Origin of the sequence: Cryptosporangium japonicum, assembly GCF_039524755.1 — a bacterium.
GTDB lineage: Bacteria > Actinomycetota > Actinomycetes > Mycobacteriales > Cryptosporangiaceae > Cryptosporangium > Cryptosporangium japonicum.
Genome location: NZ_BAAAGX010000037.1, coordinates 61,964 through 78,516 on the forward strand (window position 1 = coordinate 61,964; position 16,553 = coordinate 78,516).

General features: G+C 74.3%; 15 protein-coding genes. 10 read left to right on the top strand and 5 right to left on the bottom strand.

Annotated features, from left to right (window positions below; translation table 11 throughout):
* The first annotated feature begins 21 nt into the window (after positions 1-21).
* A complete protein-coding gene (locus tag ABD437_RS38535; RefSeq protein WP_344653931.1) occupies positions 22-1,275 on the top strand; it encodes a hypothetical protein in 1,254 nt (417 codons plus the stop codon).
* On the opposite strand, the gene ABD437_RS38540 is transcribed toward ABD437_RS38535, so the two are convergent.
* Both ABD437_RS38540 and ABD437_RS38545 read right to left on the bottom strand, forming a co-directional pair.
* Positions 1,276-1,821 carry a LuxR family transcriptional regulator gene (locus ABD437_RS38540; protein ID WP_344653932.1) on the bottom strand — a complete coding sequence of 182 codons (546 nt, stop codon included), beginning with the start codon at positions 1,819-1,821 and terminating at the stop codon, positions 1,276-1,278.
* On the bottom strand, positions 1,818-4,499 hold the full coding sequence (locus tag ABD437_RS38545; protein ID WP_344653933.1) for a helix-turn-helix transcriptional regulator: 2,682 nt from the start codon (positions 4,497-4,499) through the stop codon (positions 1,818-1,820). Before ABD437_RS38545 ends, ABD437_RS38540 begins: the two co-directional genes overlap by 4 nt.
* 202 nt (positions 4,500-4,701) lie before the next feature.
* Here ABD437_RS38545 and ABD437_RS38550 point away from each other — a divergent pair, with 202 nt between their 5' ends.
* From ABD437_RS38550 to ABD437_RS38570, 5 genes are all read left to right on the top strand, one after another.
* On the top strand, positions 4,702-5,193 hold the full coding sequence (locus ABD437_RS38550; RefSeq protein WP_344653934.1) for a hypothetical protein: 492 nt from the start codon (positions 4,702-4,704) through the stop codon (positions 5,191-5,193).
* A gap of 165 nt (positions 5,194-5,358) precedes the next feature.
* On the top strand, positions 5,359-6,783 hold the full coding sequence (locus ABD437_RS38555) for a dynamin family protein (RefSeq protein ID WP_344653935.1): 1,425 nt from the start codon (positions 5,359-5,361) through the stop codon (positions 6,781-6,783).
* A 26-nt stretch (positions 6,784-6,809) separates the two neighbouring features.
* On the top strand, positions 6,810-7,658 hold the full coding sequence (grpE, locus tag ABD437_RS38560; protein ID WP_344653936.1) for a nucleotide exchange factor GrpE: 849 nt from the start codon (positions 6,810-6,812) through the stop codon (positions 7,656-7,658).
* On the top strand, positions 7,655-9,673 hold the full coding sequence (locus tag ABD437_RS38565) for a dynamin family protein (protein WP_344653937.1): 2,019 nt from the start codon (positions 7,655-7,657) through the stop codon (positions 9,671-9,673). Before grpE ends, ABD437_RS38565 begins: the two co-directional genes overlap by 4 nt.
* Before the next feature lie 7 nt (positions 9,674-9,680).
* On the top strand, positions 9,681-10,319 hold the full coding sequence (locus ABD437_RS38570) for a hypothetical protein (protein WP_344653938.1): 639 nt from the start codon (positions 9,681-9,683) through the stop codon (positions 10,317-10,319).
* Positions 10,320-10,352: 33 nt separating this feature from the next.
* Here the strand turns inward: ABD437_RS38570 and ABD437_RS38575 are convergent, their stop codons facing one another.
* Together ABD437_RS38575 and ABD437_RS38580 are read right to left on the bottom strand one after the other, a co-directional pair.
* Complete coding sequence (locus ABD437_RS38575; RefSeq protein WP_344653939.1) at positions 10,353-10,799, bottom strand: arginase family protein; 447 nt, start codon at positions 10,797-10,799, stop codon at positions 10,353-10,355.
* 77 nt (positions 10,800-10,876) lie between these two features.
* Positions 10,877-12,325, bottom strand: a complete 1,449-nt coding sequence (locus ABD437_RS38580; protein WP_344653940.1) for an Hsp70 family protein — start codon at positions 12,323-12,325, stop codon at positions 10,877-10,879.
* Positions 12,326-12,418: 93 nt separating this feature from the next.
* Here ABD437_RS38580 and ABD437_RS38585 point away from each other — a divergent pair, with 93 nt between their 5' ends.
* Genes ABD437_RS38585 through ABD437_RS38595 form a run of 3 tightly spaced genes read left to right on the top strand, consistent with a single transcriptional unit; the run spans position 12,419 to position 15,204 of the window.
* Complete coding sequence (locus ABD437_RS38585) at positions 12,419-13,177, top strand: glycerophosphodiester phosphodiesterase family protein (RefSeq protein WP_425558343.1); 759 nt, start codon at positions 12,419-12,421, stop codon at positions 13,175-13,177.
* 15 nt (positions 13,178-13,192) lie between these two features.
* Positions 13,193-14,545: an MFS transporter gene (locus ABD437_RS38590; RefSeq protein ID WP_344653941.1), complete on the top strand. Its 1,353-nt coding sequence runs from the start codon at positions 13,193-13,195 to the stop codon at positions 14,543-14,545.
* On the top strand, positions 14,545-15,204 hold the full coding sequence (locus tag ABD437_RS38595) for a thymidine kinase (RefSeq protein WP_344653942.1): 660 nt from the start codon (positions 14,545-14,547) through the stop codon (positions 15,202-15,204). Before ABD437_RS38590 ends, ABD437_RS38595 begins: the two co-directional genes overlap by 1 nt.
* 13 nt (positions 15,205-15,217) lie before the next feature.
* On the opposite strand, the gene ABD437_RS38600 is transcribed toward ABD437_RS38595, so the two are convergent.
* Positions 15,218-15,721 carry a MarR family winged helix-turn-helix transcriptional regulator gene (locus ABD437_RS38600; protein ID WP_344653943.1) on the bottom strand — a complete coding sequence of 168 codons (504 nt, stop codon included), beginning with the start codon at positions 15,719-15,721 and terminating at the stop codon, positions 15,218-15,220.
* 132 nt (positions 15,722-15,853) lie between these two features.
* Between ABD437_RS38600 and ABD437_RS38605 the strand changes: the two genes are divergently transcribed.
* The gene (locus tag ABD437_RS38605) at positions 15,854-16,513 is read left to right on the top strand and encodes an FMN-dependent NADH-azoreductase (RefSeq protein ID WP_344653944.1); all 660 of its coding nucleotides are present in this window, start codon (positions 15,854-15,856) and stop codon (positions 16,511-16,513) included.
* Positions 16,514-16,553: the final 40 nt, after the last annotated feature.

Sequence of the window (16,553 nt, forward strand, 5' to 3'; positions counted from 1 at the left end):
CGACGGTTCTACGCTGCCGGTATGGGGTGGCGGCGCGGTGCGGCGCCCCGGGGCGACGGCCCCGGGGACGATGATCTCGCGTTGCCGCGCCCGTGGGACGCCGGGCCCCCTCCGCCGGAGCCCGATCTGCTGGAGTCCGGGGTCGGTGGGCCGGAGCGCGTCTCTCCGGGGGCACGGGGTATCCGGGCCTGGTTACGCCGCTCCCCGGCCGAGGCCGACCCCCTCCCGGCCGGCGGGTCCGGCTCCGATCCGGCCCCGGCCGGCGTCTCCGGCTCCGGCCCGACCCCGGCCGGCGTCTCCGGCTCCGACCCGACCGGCGAGGACCCGGCCCGCGGGGACGCCGAGGGCTCGGGCGACGGTGTGGTGAAGCGGGTGCCGGGTGGTGGGGCGGTCGGGCGGCGGGGGCTCGTGGTGGCGGTGCTCGTCGGCGCCGTGCTGGGCGGGCTGCTGGTGCACGGCTACGACGACCGGCTGGCCGAACAGGCGAAGCGGGACACGGTCGCGCTCACCGCACGCGTCGTCCCGATCGACGGCCCCGGCGGTCGGGGCCGCGACTCCTGGCTGCTGCGCCTCGTCGTCGCCAACCGCGGAGCGACCACGCTGACCCTGCGCTCGGCGACGCTCGCCGACACCCCGCTGCGCTCCTCCCTCCGCCCGGTCAGCCGGAACGTCACGCTCCCGGCCGGCAAGGAGGCCTGGATCTCGATGGACGTCTCCGGCGCCTGCGCCGGCGGCGGACTCACCCGCCCACCCACCGCCATCGACGCGATCGTCACCACCGGCGACCGCGGGGCCCGCCGCGACCGTGCCGACCGTGCCGACCGCACCGTGCGCATCGACCTCTCCGACGACACGTCGCTCCTGCTCAGCTCCGCCCGCCAGACCTGCCTGGACGCCAACTTCGCGCTCTGGGCCGCCGCCGAGGAGGCCGGGCCCGCGCGCCTCGACCGCAACGGCCTGACGATCCCGGTGCGGTTCCGGTCGAACCGCAGCCCGACCTGGGAGGTGAGCGCCGTCCGCAACGCCGCGTCCGGGCTGGCCGCCACCGTCGCCGCGACGCTGCCGATGCGCTTCACCGACGGCGTGACCCCGGCGGCGACCGTGCGCTGGACGATCACCGACTGCGTGCAGGCCAAGGCACTCGGCTACACCGATCTCCGGTTACGCACGACGCTGACCCTGCCGGACGCCACCCGCTCGATCGAGGTCACGACGACCCTCAGCGCGGCCCTGTCCGAAGCGGTCGCGGTGTTCGTCCGGCACGCGTGCGCGTGATCAGCGCCGTTTGACGTACTCGATGACCGCCTGGCGGGTGGTGCGGACGTTCAGCGCCTCACGGGCCGCGGCGATCCGGCGGTTGGCGGTGCGCAGGGACAGGAACTCGGCCGACGCGGCGGCGGCGATCGAGTCACCGGCCGCGAGCCGGTCGAGCAGGGCCCGCTGTTCGGCCGTGAGCGGCAGCCCGTCCCCGCCGTCGTCCGGCTCGGCCGTGGTCGGGGCCCCGTCGCCGTCCGCGGGCTGCGGTGCGCGTCGCACCGGTCCGATGCGGGCCAGGTCGGCGAGCAGCGCCTGGCCGGTCACGCTCTCGGCGTCGGCCACCGCCACCACGCCGGCACCGCGGGCCGCGGCCAGCACCGCGCCGGCTACCGCGTCGTCGTCGGCGACCGGGCCGGTCACGACCGTGCGCGACGCGGTGAGGTCCCACGGCTCGTCGGGGACGGCGAGCCCGGTGCGGACGGCCCAGCCGTCCGCGGCCAGCCGACGCACCACGGCGGCCAGCTCGGCGGCCGACCGCAGCACGTAGAGCGGCCGTCCGCTCACTCGGCACCGGCCAGCACGAGCGTCGCGGCCTCGGTGCGGGTGCGGGCGCCGAGCTTGCGCATGCCCGCGCGGACGTGCGTCTCCACGGTCTCCCGGGAGATGCCCAGCTGCCCGGCGATGCGGCGGGTGGGTTCGCCCGCGGCGACCAGGGCCAGTACCTCGCGCTCGCGGGCGGTGAGCGTGCTGGTGCGGGAGCGGTCGATCGTGGCGCGGCGCACCGAGAAACGACGCAGGGCCCGGTGCACCCGGCCCAGCAGCACGGTGAGGCCGGCGTGTTCGGCGTACTTCTCCGCGGCCAGCAGCGGCGGGAGCGCGCGATCGGCGTCGGGGGTGGAGAGGCCGGCGGCGAGCAGGCAGCGGATCTGTTCACGCAGCGCGCTGCCCTGCCAGAGCGCGGCGGCCGCCTCGAAGGCGGTGGCCGGCGGGGTGTGCTCCACGACGGTGCCGTCCGCCACGCCCGCCCAGGCCGAGAGCGTCGCACGCACCGGCAACAACCGATGCGTGCCCACGTCCTCGGCGGACGGATCGGGTACCGCGGGGGCGCCGGGGACCGGTGGCGCGGGGCGGAGGTCGTGGCGGGCCCAGCGGGCGGTGACCGCGCCCAGCCCACCGGCCAGCGAGCCGCTGCCGGGCGTGCCGTCCGGGTCGAGGGCCCGGTCGGGTTGCCCGTCGAGCCAGGACACCTCGCGGTCCACCCAGCGCACGACCTCGGACCCGGGGCCGCGCCCGGCCGCGGCGGTGCGACCGGCCGGGTCGCGGTCCAGCCGGGTGCGTGCCGGTGCCAGCGCACCGGTGTCGGCCAGCGCGAGCGACGCCGCCGCGAGCGCGTAGCTGCGTGCCTGCGCGGGCAGCGTGCGGTCGAGCAGGTCGACGGCGCCGCGGACGACCGTGTCGAGGTCGGCCCCGAGCAGCGCGCCGCACCAGAGTTCGGTGGCCGCGAACCGGGTCTCCCAGCTGTAGGCGAGCTGGCCCGCGCAGGCGGCGCGGTACTGCGCGGCGACGCTGCCGGCCTCGGTGATCCGGCCGTCGGCCAGCAGGTGCTCGGTGAGCAGCCAGCCGCTCCACCAGGCGTCGACGGGCCGGCCGTCGGCCAGCGCCGCGCTCGCCGCCGCGGTGAGGCCCTCGATCCACCCGTCCCGCCGGTCGCGGGCGGCCAGGGCGGCGACCCCCACCCGGACCGCGGGGAACGCGGCCAGCTCGGGCGGCACGGGCACGGCGCGCGCGGCCGATCCGCTGCCGTCGGCCGACAGCGCGGCCAGGAGCGTCACGCGGGTGTGCTCGGCACGCAGCACGTCGGGCGCGCCGGTGGCGGGCACCGCGCGCACCGCGGCCAGCGCCTCCCCGGCCGCGCCGGCCTGCAGCAACGCCTCCGCGCGCAGCACCGCCGCACGCACCCGGTCGCCCACCGCGAGCACCTCGGCCGGCGGCGCCGACGAAGCCTCGGCCGGCGGCGCCGGCAACGCCTCGGCCGGGGTCGAGGGCTCCTCGGCCGGGGAGACCGGGAGAACCCGGCGGCACGCGAGGGTGTCGCCGGCGGCGAGCGCGGCCTCGGCGGCCTCCAGACGCAGCGAGACCAAGGACCGGGGACGTCCCCCGTCGACCTCCGCGGGCACCCCACCGGCCGTGACCGCCGACTCCACCGCGAGCAGCAGCGCCGCCGCCCGGTCCCCCACCGTGGCCGCTGACCGCACCACCCCCAGCGCCGTGCGGTACGCGGACGCCGCGTCGCCACCGGCCGCGCTGTGCCGCGCGGACTCCGGCCCGCCGAGCAGGTCGGCCAGCCGCCGGTGCAGCCCGTTGCGCTCGGCCACCGGCAGCACGGCCGCGGCCACCTCGGCGAGGTACCGCGGCCGCGGCACCACCACGTCGCCGTCCACTGTGACCCAACCGGCCTCGGTCAGCTCGGGCACCCCGGGCCCGAGCAACGCCGGCGACGCCGGACGGCCGAGCAGCCCCAGCGCGGCCAGCGCGGTCCGCGCGGGGCGGGGCAGATCGGCGACCGCGGCCGCCACCGCGCGGTCGAGTGCCCCGGTGGCGCTGTCCTCGTCACCGGCCCCCGGCTCCCCGCCCGGCACCGGCGTCAGCCCGCCCGCCGCCGCTCCGGCCGCCAGCACCCGGATCGCCAGCGGGTTCCCGCCGCCCCGGGCGAGCACCGCGGCCAGCACCCGCTCGTCGAGCGTCGGCGCCACCTGCCGGGCCAGCTCCCTGGCCGCGTCCGGGGTCAGGCCGGGCAGCACCGTCCACCGGGTGGCCGCCGCACGCAGCGCGGCTTCGGTCTCCGGCGGTAACCCGCCCGGCGTCCGGATCGCCACCAGCACCCGACTGACGTCGGCCAGGAGTGGGAGCACAGCCAGTGACAGGGGGTCGGCGTGGTGCACGTCGTCGACCACCAGGAGACCGTCGCCGACGCGGGCCCGCACGGCCTCGGCGGCGAGCGGAACGTCACGCTCGGGCAGGCGGGCGCGGACCGCGCGCGACAGCGCCATCCCCGGCAGGTGACGCAGCGTGGCCAGCCCGCCACCGGTGAACACCGGGCCGCGGAACCGCCCGGCGAGCGAACGCAGCGCGGTCGTCCGGCCGATGCCCGGCCCACCGGCCAGAACCACCAGCCCTGGCTGTCCCAGCGGGGCGTCGAGGCCGTCCTGGATCGCCGGCGTTCCCCCGTCGGCGTCGACCACCGCATTTCCTCCCGCACTGAACCGATCTGATCCCCCCGTCCGAACCCTGGCTGGTGTGGCACGAAGTAGGGATGGTGCGGCCGAAGGATATGCCTAGGGTCAGTGCTGCGAATCCCGCACAGTCAAACCCCCGACACAGGTCGCAGGCCGCTTCCGACTCAGGCCACCCTGAACGGGTCACTTCGACAGGAGGAAATTTCCCATGAGCGACGGAACCGACGCCAACTTCGACGCCGGCGCACCGGACGACGCGCAGGCGGTCGACTACAACCAGGACGGCACGGAGGACGGCTACCTGGTGACCAACAGCGACGGTTCGCAGTACGAGGTCCTCGACACCGACGGCGACGGTGCGTACGACACCGTGCTGGTCGACACCGACGGCGACAACGCCGCCGACGCGGTGGGCGTCGACACCGACGGTGACGGTGTGATCGACGCGGTGGCGGTCGACACCAACCACGACGGGGTCGCGGACTACGCGGCGGCCGACACGGACGGTGACGGCGTCATCGACACCGCGGTGGCCGACACCGACGGCGACGGCGTGGCCGACGTGGCCTACCAGGACACCAACGGCGACGGCACCGCCGACGTCGCGTACTCCGACACCGACGGTGACGGCGAGTTCGACACGCAGGCCCAGGCCCCGTCCGGCACCCAGACCGGCGCCCCGGACCTGGCCAGCGCCTGATCAACCCGGCTGCCGGGCCCGTGGCTCACCGCGGGCCCGGCAGCGGCATGATCAAGGAAAAGCACCGAACACTTCAGGGAGCAGACAGTGGCGCCAGGTCCGCTGAGCCAGCGCGTGGCCGGACTCTGCCGGGAGGTCGGTCCCCGGCTCGGAGGCGGCACCGGTGTGGCGGTCGCAGACCTGTCCCGGCGGCTCGGCGAGCCGCTGCGGGTCGCGATCGCCGGACGGCTCAAGGCCGGTAAGTCGACGCTCGTCAACGCGCTGATCGGGCGCCGGGTGGCGCCCACCGAGGTCGGCGAGTGCACGCGGCTGGTGACGCAGTTCCGGTACGGGCCGGCCGACCGGGTCGACGTGGTCCGCCGCGACGGGCTGCGGGTCAGCCTGCCGCTCGACGAGTCGGGGATGATCCCGCAGCGCCTCGGCATCCCGCGCCAGGAGGTGTCCTACGTCGACGTCACGCTGGCCAGCGACCGGCTGCGTGACCTCACGGTCGTCGACACCCCCGGTCTGAGCTCGACCAACTCCCAGGTCAGCGCGGGCACGCGGCGGTTCCTGTTCAACGACAACCCGGTCGACGACGACCTCGACTCGGACTCGCAGAGCGCGCTCTCCGGCGCCGAGGCGATCATCTACGTGTTCACCCAGTCGGTCCGCGAGGACGACTTGGAGGCGCTGGAAGCGTTCCGCTCGATCTCCGCGCGGCTCTCGTCGAACCCGATCAACTCACTCGGCCTCTTCAACAAAGTGGACAAACTGGGCGGCGGGGGCGACCCGTGGCCGGTCGCCGGTCCGCTGGCCGAGACGCAGGCCCAGGCGCTGCGCCGCCAGGTCGCCGACGTCGTGCCGGTCGTCGGCCTGCTCGCCGAGACCACCGAGGCCGGGCGGCTGACCGCGGCGGACTGCGAGAGCCTGCGCGCGCTGGCCGCGCTGCCCGCGGTGGACCGCGCGGTGCTGATGGCCTCGGTCGACCTGTTCACCACCCGCGAGTGCGAGGTGCCGGCCGAGCAGCGCGAGCGCCTGCTGCGCCTGCTCGACCTCTACGGCATCCAGTTCGCGGTCGCGTCGCTCGCCGCCGACTCGACGCTGGCGACCGGCGAGCTGATCCGCCGGCTCTACCGCGCGTCCGGGTTCCCGCGCGTGCGCCAGACGCTCGACCAGGCGTTCCGCTGGCGCACCGACGCGATCAAGGCCGGCTGGGCGCTGACGACGCTGGAGCAGATCGCCGCGCGCGCCGAGCGTCCGGCCGACCGGGAACTGCTCCGCGACGCCGTGGAGCGCCTCCTCCAGCAGCCCGAGTACCACCAGCTGCGGCTGCTCGAGGTGGCCCAGCAGGTCACCACCGGCGCCGTCGAGCTGCCGGCCGGGATGGAGTCCGAGCTCACCCGGCTCGCGCTCTCCGACGACCCCGGCTGGATCCTGAACCTGGCCGGCGCGCCGGTCCCCCAGCTCGCGCAGGCCGCGCTCGAGGCCGCCACCCGGTGGCGGACGTTCGCGGTGGCCAGCGCCAGCCCCGCTCAGGCGCGGATCGCCCACGTGGCGCACCGCGGCTTCTACCTGCTGTCCCAGCGCGTCCGCGCGAACGCGTCCTGACCTTCGGCGAACGGAGTACCCCCACCATGCCGACCAGCTTCGTCCGGCTCATCGTGGCCGGGCTGACCCTTGTCCTGGCCGTGCTCACCGGCCTGGTCACCGGTTTTGTCGCTGGCGGACCGGGAGGGTGCGGCGACACCGGCCAGACCCCGGCGTCCTCCGTGTCGTCGGCCGCCCCGTCGACCGGCCCCTCGACGGCGGGCGGCGGTCCGGTGGGCGAGGCGTCCCCGTCCGACGACGGCGGCAAGCCCGACGTCGACGTGCCGGGCGGTACCCCGCCGGAGAACGGCGGACTGCCGGGCGTCAACGAGGCCTTCACGCTGGCCACCGACAACTGCGCCAGCGGTTTCGACGCACTGAGCGCGGTCTTCGGTTTCCTCGGCGCGCTCGTGACCGGGGGCATCATCGCCGGGATCGCGCTGTTCGTGCCGCGCACCGACACGCCGGCCGCCGCCGCGCAGCCGGTGTCCAGCGGGGCGTACGGGGGCTACGGCCCGCCGCCGCAGCAGCAACCGGTCAGCGCGAGCCACTCCACCGGCGCCCACGCGGTGCTCACCGACGCCCCTCCGGAGACCGGCCGGCTCACCCGGGAACGCCAGACGCTCGTCGAGACCGCGATCTACGTGCGTGACCGCGCCACCAGCAAGGCCATCGCCGACCGGCTGGCCTGGGCGCTGAGCGAGGTCGGCGTCGTCGAGGACCGGCCGGCCGGCGAACCGTTCGACACCGCCCGGCACGAAGCCGGCGGTACCACCCCGACCACCGACCCGGCGCTCTCCGGGACCATCGCGGCGGTCGAGATCTCCGGCTACACCGACCGGGGGCAGATCGTCCGAGCGCCGGTCGTCACGGTCTACCAGTCGGAGGCCCGATGACCACCCCCGCCGCCAAGCCCGACCCCGCCGCCGCACTGCGCGCGGTCGAGGAGCAAATCCGCGGTGCGATCGACACCGGCCTGGGGCACCTGCGCCGCCTCGACCCCGACCTGGCCGCCGACATCGACCAGCTCCGCCGTGCCGAGGTCACCCAGCCCACCGTGGTCGTCGTCGGCGAGACCAAACGCGGCAAGAGCTCGCTGATCAACGCCCTGCTCTCGACGCCGAACCTGTCCCCGGTGGACGCCGCCGTCGCGACCAGCGCGTACCTGGAGTTCTCGGCCGGCGACCCGCCGCGGGCGCTCGCCCACGTGCCGGGCGACACGATGCCGCACCCGCTCGGGCTCAACGCGCTGCGTGACTGGGGCACGGTGCTGGGCACGCTGCCCGACGGACGGCGTCCGCCGCAGCGGATCCAGGTGTTCCACACCGCGCCGCTGCTCAACAGCATCACGCTCATCGACACCCCGGGCGTCGGCGGGCTCGACTCGACCCACGCCGAGATCGCGCTGGACGCGGTCGCGCGGGCCACCGCGCTGCTGTTCGTCGTCGACGCGTCCTCGCCGTTCTCCAAGCCCGAGCTGGACTTCCTGCTCGAGGCCAGCAAGCGCGTCAACCTGGTGATGTTCGCGCTGACCAAGACCGACGCGTTCCCCGGCTGGCGCACCGTGCTCGACGACGACAAGTCGCTGCTGCACACCCACGCGCCGCGGTTCGCGCAGTCCGCGTTCTTCCCGGTGTCGGCCCGGCTGGCCGAACTGGCCGACCAGATGCCGATCCCGGAGGCCGCCGAGGAGGTGCGCCGGGAGTCGCGCATCGCCGACCTGCGCACCGCGCTGGCCCGCCAGGTCGCGGTACGCAACGGCGTGCTGGTGCAGGCCAACCTGCTGCGTACGGTGCGTTCGGAACTCGTCGGCCTGGACACCCAGATCGGCGAGAAGATGCGTGCCGTCGACCCCGACCCGGGTCAGGCCGAGAAGCTCAAGGCCGAGCGGGCGGAGTTCGTCCAGCGCAAGCGCAAGGACGCACGCACCTGGACGCTGACGCTCAACACCGAGGTGCAGCGGGCCCGCGTCGACTCGACCGCGCTGCTGCGCAACGAGATCAGCAAGGCGCAGGACCACTACCTGACGATCGTCGAGAAGGCCAACGGCGAGCGCATCAAGCGCCTGCCGACCGACATCGACCAGGCCCTGCAGGCGATCGCGCTGCGCCTCTCGGCCGAGATGGAGCGCCGGTTCCGGGTGATCGGCGCGCAGATCCTGCGCGAGGTCTTCTCCGACGCCGAGCTGTCGCAGATCCTGGCCCGGTTGAACGCCCGGCTGCGCTCGGTCGCCTCCGCGCGGCCCCAGCGTGACGGCGCCGGCGGCGACAACGCGCTGGTCATCACCGGTGCGGTGGGTACCGCGTCGCTGCTGGGCAACCTGAGCGCCACCGGTGCCGGTGCGCTGCTGGCCGGTACCGCGGCCGGGTTCGCGGTGCCGGTGATCGGCCTGGGCGTCGGTCTGGCCGCCGGTGCGTTCATGCTCTACCGCCGCCGGGTCGGCAACGACCGGCAGGCCGCGAAGATCTGGCTGCGCGAGGTGCTGAACGAGGCCAGAGCGTCGATCGCCGAGGAGATCTCGCACCGCTTCACCGACCTGCAGTTCGCGCTGACCGTCGCGCTCGACGAGGCGGTGGAGCGCCGGGTCGAGCAGCTCGACGCGCAGATCGCCGAGATCGACAAGGCACTGGCCGACGACAAGGCGAACCGGGCGAAGAAGCGCACCGCGCTGCAGGGTGACCGGGACGGGATCCGGGCGCGGATCAAGTCGCTGGACGAGGTGCTGGGCAAGGCGAAAGCGGCGACGAAGATCACCGTGCCGACGGGGGCGCCGAAGACGGCGGCTCCGAAGAGCGCGGGTGCTGGCGGCGCCGGTGCCGGGGGCGCTGGGGCCGGTGGCGCGGTTCCGGGGGGCGCGGTTCCGGGTGGGGCTGCGGATCAGGCGGCGCCGGCCGCGGCCGGGAAGGCGTGAGGCCACGATGGACGGCCACGTGGGCGACGACTTCCCGGACGGGTTCGAGGCGGACGGACCGGACGACCTCCCGGACGACAACGCGCTGCCCGGCGTGGGCGACCCGGCCTGGGAGCACGGGACCGTCGACCTCGACGACCCCGACGACCAGCCCGACGACGCCCCGTGGCCGCCGGACACGGCCGAAACCTTGGACCTCACCGACGAGGACTTCGCCGCGGCGGTCGAGCCCGACCTCCCCACCGACGAGCCCGACGCCCCCGACCCGGCGGACTCCCCGGACTACCCGGACGTCCCCGCGGTCGGCGACGACTCCCCCGTCGGCCTCGGCGCCGACCCCGACGCCCCCGCCGCCGACACCACCGACGGCGCCTGGCTCGACCTGCCCGACCTGACCGACGTCGACGTGCCGGAACCCTCCGGCGGACCGCCGTGGGTCGACACCGGCCTGCTCGGCGACGCCGACGTACCGGTCACCGGCGACGCGGTGCCGGCCACTCCGGAGGGCGGGTCGGACGACCTGCGTGCCGCCCTCGGCGAGCCCCCGTCGGTCGGCGACCCGACCGGGGACGCCTACCGCGAGCTCGTGGGCAGCGACGACCCCGCCGTACGCAACCTGGCCCGCCTCTGGGGCCCACCCGCCTGACCGGGCTCCCCCGGGCCCGCCGCTCCGGCGCGGTCAGGGGCCAGTCGGTTCGGGCCATCTCAGGTCGGCACCGAGCGCCCGGGCGAGCCGGGTGATCGTGCCCCGGGTGGTGAGGTCGCCGATACGGTCGGGGAGCCACGCGCACGCGAGGTAGGCGGCTCTCACATCGGCGGCGGCGCAGACCGCGGCGAGACATTCCTCGATCTGACTGACGGAGGGCCCGGGCCCGGACGGAAAGCGCGCGCCGGGTACCTCGGCGCCGTCGATGACGTCGATGTCGAGGTGAACGTAGACCGGGACGGGACCCAGGTCACCGAGGGCGGAGGCCAACGCGGCCGGGTCGGCGGAGAGACGGCGAACCCGGCTGGCGTCGAGGGCCTCCCGCTCGGCGGGGTCGAGGTCGCGGGCGTCGGCGAGGACGACACCTGCGTCGCGGTGACCGGGACGGGGAAGGCCGGGAGCACCTCGTCGAGGTGCCACGGCGTGACGATCGGCTCCCACACACCGGCGGGGGTGTGTTCAGCCATCTCCCCCCTCCGAGGTCAGGTGAACCGGGCTCAGCTGCTGCCGATCGCCAGGCACAGGATGATGAAGAAGCCGAGCAGCAACACCAGCGCGACGATCAGCGTCACCACGACCGCTGGTTCCTGGTACCAGCTCTTCTTCGTCTCCGCCGGTTTCGCGGGCATCGCCGCGGGCCGGGGCGGCATCGGGTTGTTGACGCGCGGGGGCATCGGGGTGCGCATCGGCCCGGCCGGGCTGGCCGGTGGGCCGGAGAGCGGACGCGCCTGGACGTGCGGCGGCGGAGCGCTCACCGGCCGGGCCGGGGCGCTGACCGGCTGCGCGCCGGACAGCTGCGGGCCGCCGGTGCGCAGCGGCGGGCCCGAACGCGGTGGCACCGGCGCCGACACCGGGCGGCCGGTGGGTGCGCCGCCCTCACCGGGCAGCGAACCGACACGCAGGCTGCCCTCGGCCACCACCGTCTCGGGCTGCTCGAGCGCGGTGGGAGCCACCTGGAGCTGGCTGTGGATCAGGTGCGCGGCCAGCGGGATGCGGCTCGAGCCACCGACCAGGAAGATGCCGACGAGATCACGCGGGTTGAGGTGCGCCTCGGTGATCGTCGTCGTGAGGCAGTTCACGGTTCGCTCCAGGTACGGGCGGATCAGGTGCTCGAGCTCGTCGCGGGTCAGGTGCGCGTCGATCTCCATGGCGGGCAGATGGATGTCGGCGCTGGTGGTGCGCGAGAGCATCTCCTTGGCGCCGCGCACGTCCTCCCAGAGCATCCGCCGGTTCCGCCGGTCGGTGGCGTCCAGCGGGTTCTGCAGGCGCTGCCAGAAATCGCCGTTGGTGCGCGAGTAGACGTGCCCGAGGTGCTCGATCACCGCGTGGTCGAAGTCGACGCCGCCGACGTCGGGCAGGCCGCCCTCGGCGAGCACCTCGAAGCCGGCCGCGGTGCGCCGCACCACGGTGGCGTCGAACGTTCCGCCGCCCAGGTCGTAGATGGCCAGCGAACGGCCGACCGGCACCGAGGTCTGCAGCTCGGCGGTGAAGTACGACGCGGCGGCGACCGGTTCGGCGATCAGCTTCGGACGCGGTAACCCGGCCCGGACCGCACCCTCGATCAGGACGTTGCGCCGCCGCTCGGCCCAGCGCGCGGGGTGCGTCATCCGCACCTCGTCGGGCAGCGCGCCCAGCTGGCGGCGGGCCTCGGTGGCGACCGTGCCGAGCACGGTGGCGAACACGTCGGGAACCGGCATCTCCCGGTCGCCCAGGAAGATCGTGCCGTCGTCGACCCGTCGTTTCGGGTTCGGCTCGAAGCGCCCGGGGTCGACCCGCGCGTTCCGCTCGGCGTCCCGGCCCACCACCATCCGGCCGTCGGTACCGAGGTACACCGCGGACGGCAGCAATGGTGAACCGTCGAACAACAACGGCCGAACCCGGCCGTCGGGCGTGCGGAGCATCGCCACCGTGTTCGACGTGCCGAAGTCGATGCCCAGCACGCGCATGAGGCTCCCCCTTTCGCCGATTACCCTATCGGTGCCGTACGACAGGCCGGATGGGCATCGTCGGTTCCCCGACGCACCGCGATACTGAATCGCGTGCCGCTCCCGTTTCTCGATGCTCCCCGTCCCCTCGCGTTCGCTCACCGTGGTGGCGCGGCCCGGGGGCTCGAGAACACGATGACGGCGTTCGCCCGCGCGGTCGACGCCGGCTACCGCTACGTGGAGACCGACGTGCACGCGACCAGCGACGGCGCGCTGGTGGCGTTCCACGACCGGACGCTCGACCGGGTCACCGACCGCACCGGGCGGATCGGCGCGCTGCCGCTGCGTGAGGTGCGTGCCGCCCGGATCGGCGGCACCGAGCGGGTCCCGCTCTTCGACGAGCTCCTCGACACCTGGCCGTCGCTCCGGATCAACATCGACGTCAAGGCCGACGCGGCGGTGGCGCCGCTGGCCGCGGCGATCGCGCGGCACGGGGCGTCCGACCGGGTGTGCATCGGTTCGTTCTCCGATCGACGACTGACCCGGTTCCGGAGGGAATGCCCATCGGTGGCGACCTCGCTCGGCCCGCGTGACGTGGCCCGGCTGCGGGTGGCCTCGCTGACCGGCCGCCGGCCCCGGTTCGCACCCGGGGTCTGCGCCGCGCAGGTGCCGATCCGCCACCGCGGCGTCCGGGTCGTCGACGCCCGGTTCGTCGCCGCCGCCCACCGGCTCGGCCTGCAGGTGCACGTCTGGACCGTCGACGAGGAGCCGACCATGCTGCGGCTGCTCGACCTCGGCGTGGATGGCATCATGACCGACCGGATCGACGTCCTGCGTGACGTCCTCACCGCCCGCGGCCACTGGGCCGCCTGAACGATCAGGACGCCTGTGACGACCGAGACGGTTGCTAGGTCCACCCCGCAGGAACGCCGCGGCTGGTACTTCTACGACTGGGCGATCTCGGCGTACAACACCACGGTCATCACGGTCTTCCTCGGCCCGTACCTGACCTCGCTGGCCGAACGGGCCGCCGGGTGCGCCGAGGAGGGTTCGACCTGCGTCGACCTGCACCCGCTCGGCATCCCGGTGGCGCCCGGCTCGTTCTTCGCCTACGTGCTGTCGCTGTCGGTGATCGCGCAGGTCCTGGTGCTGCCGCTGGTCGGGGCCTACGCCGACCGGTCCTGGCACAAGAAGCGCCTGCTCGCCTGGATCACCGCGCTCGGGGCGGCGGCGACGATCGCGATGCTGTTCGTCACCGGCGACCGCTACCTGCTCGGCGGCGCGCTCCTGGTCGTCTCCAACGTGCTGTTCGGCGCGGCCGAGACCGTGTACTACTCCTACCTGCCGCAGATCTCCGACCCGGACGAACGGGACGCGGTGAGCAGCCGCGGGTGGGCGATCGGCTACCTCGGCGGCGGCCTGCTGCTGCTGTTCAACGTCATCGCGGTGCTCGTCGGCGACGGCCTGGGCTGGTCGACCGGTGAGATCGCGCGCTGGAGCATCGTCTCGGCCGGGGTGTGGTGGGCGGTGTTCGCGTACTTCGCGATCCGTCCGCTCGTCGACCGGCCGCCGGTGGAGACGTCACGGAGCCGGTCGGTGTTCGCCGGCTTCGCCCAGCTGGGACACACCCTGCGCGAGCTCGGCAGCCTGAAACTGACGCTGTTCTTCCTCGTCGCCTACCTGATCTACAACGACGGCATCCAGACCGTGATCACGCTCTCGGCCACGTACGCGACCGAGGAGCTGGAGCTGGAACAGACCGCGCTGGTGCCGACGATCCTGATGATCCAGTTCCTGGCGTTCGGCGGTGCGCTGCTGCTCGGTGCGCTGGCCAAGCGGATCGGCGCCTGGAAGGCCGTGCTGCTCAGCCTGGTGCTGTGGACGTTCGTGCTGGCGGCGGCGTACTTCGTGCCGGCGCGGGCGCCGCTGCCGTTCGTGGCGCTGGGCGCGGCCATCGGGCTCGTGCTCGGCGGCAGCCAGGCGCTGTCCCGGTCGCTCTACAGCCAGTTGATCCCGGCCGGCAAGGAGGCCGAGTACTACGGGCTGTACCAGATCAGCGACAAGGGCACGAGCTGGATGGGGCCGCTGCTGTTCGGCCTGGCCTACCAGCTCACCGACAGCTACCGGGTGTCGATCCTGTCGCTGATCGTGTTCTTCGTGGTCGGGTTCCTGGTGCTGGCCGCGGTGCCGATCCGCCGGGCCATCGTCGAGGCCGGAAACACCCCGCCTAAGCTGCTCTAGTGTCCGCAGCGCGCCTCCCCTTCGATCCCCCCGGAACGCTCCGTTTCTTCTACGGGCCGATGGACTGCGGGAAGTCCACGCTGGCGTTACAGATCAACCACAACCACGCCCGCCAGGGACGCCACGGGCTGCTGCTGACGAAGCTCGACCGGGCCGGGTCGGCGAAGATCTCCAGCCGCGTCGGCCTCACCGCGAACGCCACCGAGGTCGACGCCACGACCGATCTGCACGACGTCGTGCGGGCCGAGTGGCGCGCGGGCCGCCGCGTGGACTACCTGATCTGCGACGAGGTGCAGTTCTACGAGCCCGAGCAGGTCGAGCAGGCCGCCGACCTGGCCGACCGGGCCGGCATCGACGTCTACGCGTTCGGGCTGGCCACCGACTTCCGCAGCGAGCTGTTCCCGGGCAGCCGCCGGCTGTTCGAGCTCGCCGACGAGCTGATCCGCCTGCAGGTCGAGGTGCTGTGCTGGTGCGGGCGCCCCGGCCAGCAGAACGCGCGCGTGGTCGACGGCAGCGTGATCCGCACCGGCGACCAGATCCTCGTCGCCGACACCGACGAGGCCGAGGTGCGTTACCAGGTGCTCTGCCGGCGCCACTACCGGATCGGCGACCTGGGCCCGGCGGTGCCGTCCGCGGGCCAGCTCGCGGTGCCGCTCTGAGGAGCGTGCCGCGCTAGGTCGCCAGTTCGGCGACGGCCTGACACGTGTTGTGGAGCGGGTCGGCCGAGTTGGCGTGCCCGGCCAGCCGTTGCAGGAGCGCGCGGAACGTCCCCTGCTCGGCCTCGGGTAGCGCCTCGAGCAGGTGCGCCTCGACGGCGCAGAGCCGTTCGTCGAGCTCGCGGAGCAGTTCCCGGCCCTGATCGGTGGCGACGATGCGCCGCGCCCTGCGGTCCGCCGGGTCGGGCTGCCGGGTGACCAGGCCGGCTTTCTCCAGGTCGTCGAGCAGGTACGTCATGACCGTGCGGTCGACGCCGAGCTGGTGGGCCAGCGCGAGCTGGGTGCCCGGGGTGTCACGGACCGACGTGGCCAGCACCTGGTAGCCCCGCGGCCCGCCGGGGACTCCCTCCAGCGCGGCGGCGCTGGCCTTCGCGTAGGCCCGGAACAGCACGCCGAGAGCCCATCCCAGGTCGTCACCGAGGGGGATGGTCGGGCGTTCGGGGGCGGGGACCGCGGCCATGGGACACATCGTACGGCTCCGGGGGAAGTTTTCCCGACTGGATCACAGACGGGTTGTCATTCAGATCGTCTGCTGTACATACTATCTAGGCAACAGCTCAGTGGTGTCACCACACATCTGCGAGGAGTTCTCGTGACCCTGTTCCGCCTCGACGCCAGCATCCGCACCGAGGGTTCGGTGAGCCGGGCGGTCGCCGACACCGTGCAGTCCGCCTGGCGTGCCGAGCACCCCGAGGCCCGGATCATCCACCGTGACCTGGGCATCGACCCGCTGCCCGCGAGCACGTGGGCCACCGCGGTCGGCGCCGGCATGACCCCGGCCGCGGACCGCTCCCCGGCGCAGAACGGCGCGGTCGCGCTGGCCACGTCGCTGGCCGACGAGCTCGTCGCCGCGGACGCGTTCCTGTTCGCGATCCCGCTCTATAACTACGCGATCCCGCACCACGTGAAGTCGTGGGTCGACACGCTGATCACCACGCCGGCGTTCGCGCCCGGTGCGCCGTCGGCGATCGCCGGCCGCCCGGCCGTGCTCGTGACCGTGCGCGGCGGCGGCTACAGCCCGGGCACGCCCCGCGAGGGCTGGGACCACAACACGCCGTACCTGCGCCGCGTGCTGGCCGACATCTGGGGCCTGGACCTCGAGGTGGTCGAGGCCGAGCTGACGCTGGCCGAGGTCAACCCGGCGATGGCCGAGCTGCGCCCGCTCGCCGCCCAGCTGCTCTCGTCCGCGCACACCAGCGCCGAGGAGACCGGCCGCAAGATCGGCCAGCGGCTCGCGACGTCGGCCGCCTGACGTCGTCGGCCGCGAGCAGTTGTTTCAGAGAAGGCGCGCC

What these genes read in the sequence shown, in the direction of transcription:
- ABD437_RS38565 (WP_344653937.1), top strand. Translation starts at nt 7,655, where the DNA reads ATGACCACCCCCGCCGCCAAGCCCGACCCCGCCGCCGCACTGCGCGCG.
- ABD437_RS38580 (WP_344653940.1), bottom strand. Translation starts at nt 12,325, where the DNA reads ATGCGCGTGCTGGGCATCGACTTCGGCACGTCGAACACGGTGGCGATG.
- ABD437_RS38535 (WP_344653931.1), top strand. Translation starts at nt 22, where the DNA reads ATGGGGTGGCGGCGCGGTGCGGCGCCCCGGGGCGACGGCCCCGGGGAC.
- ABD437_RS38570 (WP_344653938.1), top strand. Translation starts at nt 9,681, where the DNA reads ATGGACGGCCACGTGGGCGACGACTTCCCGGACGGGTTCGAGGCGGAC.
- ABD437_RS38600 (WP_344653943.1), bottom strand. Translation starts at nt 15,721, where the DNA reads ATGGCCGCGGTCCCCGCCCCCGAACGCCCGACCATCCCCCTCGGTGAC.
- grpE (WP_344653936.1), top strand. Translation starts at nt 6,810, where the DNA reads ATGCCGACCAGCTTCGTCCGGCTCATCGTGGCCGGGCTGACCCTTGTC.
- ABD437_RS38550 (WP_344653934.1), top strand. Translation starts at nt 4,702, where the DNA reads ATGAGCGACGGAACCGACGCCAACTTCGACGCCGGCGCACCGGACGAC.